This window comes from Candidatus Neomarinimicrobiota bacterium, assembly GCA_041862535.1.
GTDB lineage: Bacteria > Fidelibacterota > Marinisomatia > SCGC-AAA003-L08 > TS1B11.
On record JBGVTM010000117.1, the window covers coordinates 1 to 4,746 of the forward strand.

Annotated in this window: 5 protein-coding genes; all 5 read left to right on the forward strand. The window is 56.3% G+C overall.

The window, feature by feature from the left end; translation table 11 throughout:
- Positions 1 to 945, forward strand: a 945-nt coding sequence (locus ACETWG_04385) for a tail fiber domain-containing protein (GenBank protein MFB0515829.1), incomplete at its 5' end; no start/stop codon positions are given.
- A gap of 15 nt (positions 946 to 960) precedes the next feature.
- On the forward strand, positions 961 to 1,542 hold the full coding sequence (locus ACETWG_04390; GenBank protein MFB0515830.1) for a FlgD immunoglobulin-like domain containing protein: 582 nt from the start codon (positions 961 to 963) through the stop codon (positions 1,540 to 1,542).
- A 228-nt stretch (positions 1,543 to 1,770) separates the two neighbouring features.
- Positions 1,771 to 2,808: a LacI family DNA-binding transcriptional regulator gene (locus tag ACETWG_04395; GenBank protein ID MFB0515831.1), complete on the forward strand. Its 1,038-nt coding sequence runs from the start codon at positions 1,771 to 1,773 to the stop codon at positions 2,806 to 2,808.
- Positions 2,805 to 2,990: a hypothetical protein gene (locus tag ACETWG_04400; protein ID MFB0515832.1), complete on the forward strand. Its 186-nt coding sequence runs from the start codon at positions 2,805 to 2,807 to the stop codon at positions 2,988 to 2,990. Before ACETWG_04395 ends, ACETWG_04400 begins: the two co-directional genes overlap by 4 nt.
- A 9-nt stretch (positions 2,991 to 2,999) precedes the next feature.
- Positions 3,000 to 4,658, forward strand: a complete 1,659-nt coding sequence (locus tag ACETWG_04405; protein MFB0515833.1) for a sodium:solute symporter family protein — start codon at positions 3,000 to 3,002, stop codon at positions 4,656 to 4,658.
- Positions 4,659 to 4,746 lie beyond the last annotated feature (88 nt).

The window sequence follows — 4,746 nt, forward strand, 5'->3', positions numbered from 1 at the left end:
CCGGTAGGTCTCCAGGGCCCCCAAGGTCCTAAGGGTGACAAAGGGGATAAGGGCGACTCAGGCCTGGCCGGTCCCCAGGGCTTGAAAGGTGACAAAGGTGATAAAGGCGACTCAGGTCCCCAGGGTCCCCAAGGTTTGAAGGGTGATAAGGGTGATCAAGGTGATCCCGGCCCTGCTGGTCCAGAAGGTTCCCAAGGGCTGAAGGGTGATAAAGGTGATCCCGGCCCTGCCGGTTCGGAAGGTCCCCAGGGTCCCCAAGGTCTGAAGGGTGATAAGGGTGATCTAGGCCTGGCCGGTCCCCAGGGCTTGAAAGGCGACAAAGGTGATAAAGGCGATCCCGGCCCTGCTGGTCCAGAAGGTTCCCAAGGGCTGAAGGGTGATAAGGGTGATCCAGGCCTTCAGGGCCTCCCAGGTCTTACTGGTCCCCAGGGTCCCCTGGGCCCGCAGGGTCCCCCAGGTTCTGAAGGTCCTCCAGGGCCTCCTGGCACCAGCTTGTGGACCGACAACCTACCCTTCCAAATTGTCAGTACCCAAGCCAAGGTAGGCATCGGGACGGCGCGTGCAACCAATATATTAACCGTGGCTCGATACTCCAGGACCGATCCGATTGCGGATGCCTGGACGACTTACAGTTCGAGGCGCTGGAAGACGAACATCAGGCCCATCGAGGGGGCTTTGGATAAAGTGCTGCGGTTGCGGGGGGTCTATTATGATTGGAAGGCGGACGGCAAACATGATATCGGCCTGATCGCGGAAGAGGTGGGTGAGGTGATACCGGAAGTGGTGGCCTATGAAGAGAACGGCAGGGATGCTCAATCCGTGGATTACGCCCGGCTGGTGGCTGTGTTAATAGAAGGCATGAAGCAGCAGCAAAAGGAAATCGAAGCTCTGAAAGCGGCCCTCGCAACCTACGAGTATCGATCTAAACTCGTTCTTCAAGAGTAGTAGCCGGGACCAGGGATGTCTGCCATAAAGCGAAAATTGCCGTCCGGCATCCTGATTGGACTGATACTGGTTATCTGTCCAGCACTAATTCGGGCTCAGGGCAGTACAGTTTCCTGGTCGTCGGTCAATATGGCTTTCGCATTGTCCAGCTCCCCCAACACCACTGCAAAGTCAGCTGCCGGTCAGGTTTTCCTCGGTCGGGCGGAAGGAGCGGATACCCGTATTGAAAGCGGTTATTATGGCTATGGCGTCGCGCGTGGCTCTGCTCTGGCACTGGACGAGACCGATGGTCTACCCTCGGACTACGCTCTCAGGCAGAATTACCCCAATCCCTTCAACCCTGTCACAACCATCCAGTTTGAGCTGCCAAAGCCAACCGCGGTCTATCTGGTAGTATATGATCTCCTTGGCCGTGAGGTGCGGCACCTGGTACAGGGCCAAAAGGGACCCGGGTATCACAAGGTTCTCTGGAACGGCAAGGCTGCCGATGGCCGGGATGCACCCGCAGGCATCTATATCGCCCGCCTGCTCGTCCCGTCGCAGGCTGGAATGACGCCCGAGTATGCCAAAAGCATCAAGATGCTGCTGCTGAAATAACGCGGCCATTCCGTCCCCAGACTAATCCTTTCCTGAATTACCACAATCCGTAATAAATCGAGTGAGTTAGACCTTCGTTCTAGATACCCTTCCGTAAACACTCTCTGCGGCATTTTCACCAGCGGGTAAATAAGAATACAACTTGACATAGGCGGTGGTGTTGTGTAGCTTGCGCAAACGTTTGCATAATCCTATCTCCTGAAACCTGTCTGATCCTGGAACTGAAACGTGGCCAGCTCTTATCCGACAATCAAAGACCTCGCCAATCGTCTAGGACTTTCCCCCTCCACTATCTCCAGGGCGCTGCATGATCATCCAGCCATCAGCCAGAAGACCAAGGCAAGAGTCAAGGCGCTGGCGCAGGAGCTGGAGTACTACCCGGACTCCATCGCCCGCAGTCTCCAGATGAAAGGGACCAAGACTGTCGGCGTTATTGTCCCGGAGATCCGGCATCACTTCTTCTCATCGGCCATTGACGGCATTGAGGATGTGGCCTACAAAGAAGGCTATACCATCATTGTCTCTAAATCCAACGAGAAGCATGATCGGGAGGTCGTCAATACCCGGAGCATGGTCTCGAACCGGGTAGCCGGGCTGATCGTATCGGTAGCTCAAACAACTTCCAACAGTCGGCACTTTCAACGGGTGAAGGAGCGGGGCATCCCGCTGGTTTTTTTTGACCGCATTCTGGAAGATGTGGATGTGAGCAAGGTGGTGGTAGATGACTATGCCGGAGCCCTGAGCGCTGTTGAGCACCTGATCGATTCAGGCTACCGTCGGATCGCCCACCTGGCCGGCCCGCGACATCTCTACATTTCCCGGGAGCGACTCCGGGGATACCTCGATGCCCTGGCAGGGTATGGGCTAGCCGTAGATGAGGCTCTTATTATCCACGGCGGCTTGCATGAGGAGGACGGCGAGGCGGGCTTTAAAGAATTAAAGAAGCTGCCCAATGCCCCGGATGCCGTGTTCGCAGTGAATGATCCGGTAGCAATCGGGGCCTTCAGGGTGATCAAGGCCAACAATCTCCGTATACCGGATGACGTCGGGCTGGTTGGGTTCAGCAATAATCCGATTACCGAGATCATCGAGCCCCCGTTGTCCACGGTGGATCAACCGGGATATGAGATGGGGCAGACCGCTGCCCGTCTGTTACTGGAGGCAATTGACGGGCAAGGTTCAGTCTCCAAACCGGTCACCCGGATACTGAAGACGCACCTAATCATTCGCGGTTCCTCCCGGAAAACCAGGATTGCCGATCAGTGAACGCCAAGGTATCTGTATCGGTCTGCTATTATGCCCCCGAGTGGGTCGAGCCATTGGATGTGGACCGGCCGCGGGAAGTCCGGTCGGGATCGTTAATAACGGGTCGGATTTTTCGGCTGGCTCTCCTGGAGATGATCCGCCCGGTACAGCAGGCCGTCCATCAGCTACACCCTAACAAGTAAGGAAACCAGATGACCTTTCAGATCGGTTCTATTGATTGGATAATAATAGGCTTGTACTTCGCTTTTGTGCTGGGTATCGGTGTTTATCTCCGGCGGTTTGCCGGGACCGGGGAGGACTTTTTTCTCGCCGGTCGGCGGAATAGCTCCTGGGTGGCCGGGCTGGCCTTCTTGAGCGCCAATATGGGTGCTCTGGAGCTCATGGGCATGACCGGCAATACGTTCGAGTACGGCATGTATGTGGCCCATTTCTACTGGATCGGGGCGATTCCGGCCATGCTCTTTTTGGCCATCTACATGATGCCTTTCTACTACAGCAGTCGCATTCACTCCATTCCCGGCTACCTGAGGCTGCGATTTGATGAAAAAACCCGGGTGCTCAATGCCATTGCATTTGGCGTCATGACCCTGCTGGTGTCGGGGATTAACCTGTATGCCATGGCTCTGGTGCTGCGCACTTTCCTGGGGTGGAACTGGGATGTGTGTATGTGGGCTTCGGCGGGCACGGTAGCCGCTTATGTGGCCCTGGGCGGGCTTATGTCGGCCATTTTCACTGAGATCATCCAGTTCTTCCTCATCTGGTTCGGCCTGCTGCTGGTGCCTATCCTGGGACTGGTTGAGGTAGGCGGCTGGTCGGAGATTGCCGCGCGGATTCCCGAGGCCATGACCAGCTTATGGTCTACCTCCGGTGATCCCGCCAACAATGGCATGCAGGTCACCTGGGCTGGTATCGTTCTGGGTCTGGGGTTCGTGCTTTCCTTCGGGTACTGGACGACGGATTTCCTGGTCGTTCAGCGGGCCTTTTCATCCCGGGATTTACGCTCGGCGCGCATGACCCCGATCATCGCCTCGTTTTTTAAAATGGCCTTGCCATTTATCGTTATCCTGGCAGGGTTGATTGCCTGGGCACTGGCGCAGGATCCCGACAGCGGGTTTGCCTTACTGCAGGAGGGGGAACAACTACGGTACGATTCGGCCCTGCCGTTGCTCATTGCCCGGTACTATCCTCAGGGGCTTATCGGTCTGGGGGTGACGGCTTTGCTGGCCGGCTTCATGGCCGGTCAGGCCGGGAATATCAGCGCCTTCAATACGGTCTGGACCTATGATATCTACCGTTCAGTGATCAATAAAAGTGCTTCGGATGCGCACTATGTGTGGATGGGGCGGGTAGCCACGGTGGCGGGCATTTTCCTCAGCGTCATGACGGCCTACTGGGCCAAGTCTTTCCCCAGCATCATGGACTATATGCAGGCCATATTCAGCTGGGTGAACGCCCCCTTGTTTGCCACCATGCTCTTGGGCATGTTTGTTATCTGGATCACGCCCACCGGCGCTTTCTGGGGATTGATATTGGGTATGCTCTCTTCTTTCGGGATGTTCCTGGCGGTGAAGTTCGGCTGGATGTCGGCCCACATCATCACTCTATCGGAGACCTCGAGCCCGATGGCGGCCAATTTCTGGCGGGCCTGGTGGGCCTGGCTGATCACCTTTGTAGCTACCATCGCCATCAGCCGGTTTACCAAACCCCGAGCCAAGGAGGAGCTGGTTGGGCTGGTCAAGGGGCTCACCGAGGTCCCCACAGTGGGTGCGTTGCCCTTCTACAGGCGCCCGGCCACTATGGCGGTGGTGTCTCTGATCCTGGCAGTAGCTATCAATATTATCTTCTGGTAAGATCCCCAGGGTTCTTAACCGGGTGATGCAATAGGAGAAATCAATATGACCGACAAATCAATGCTCTCAATCTGGTTTTTTGTGGGTG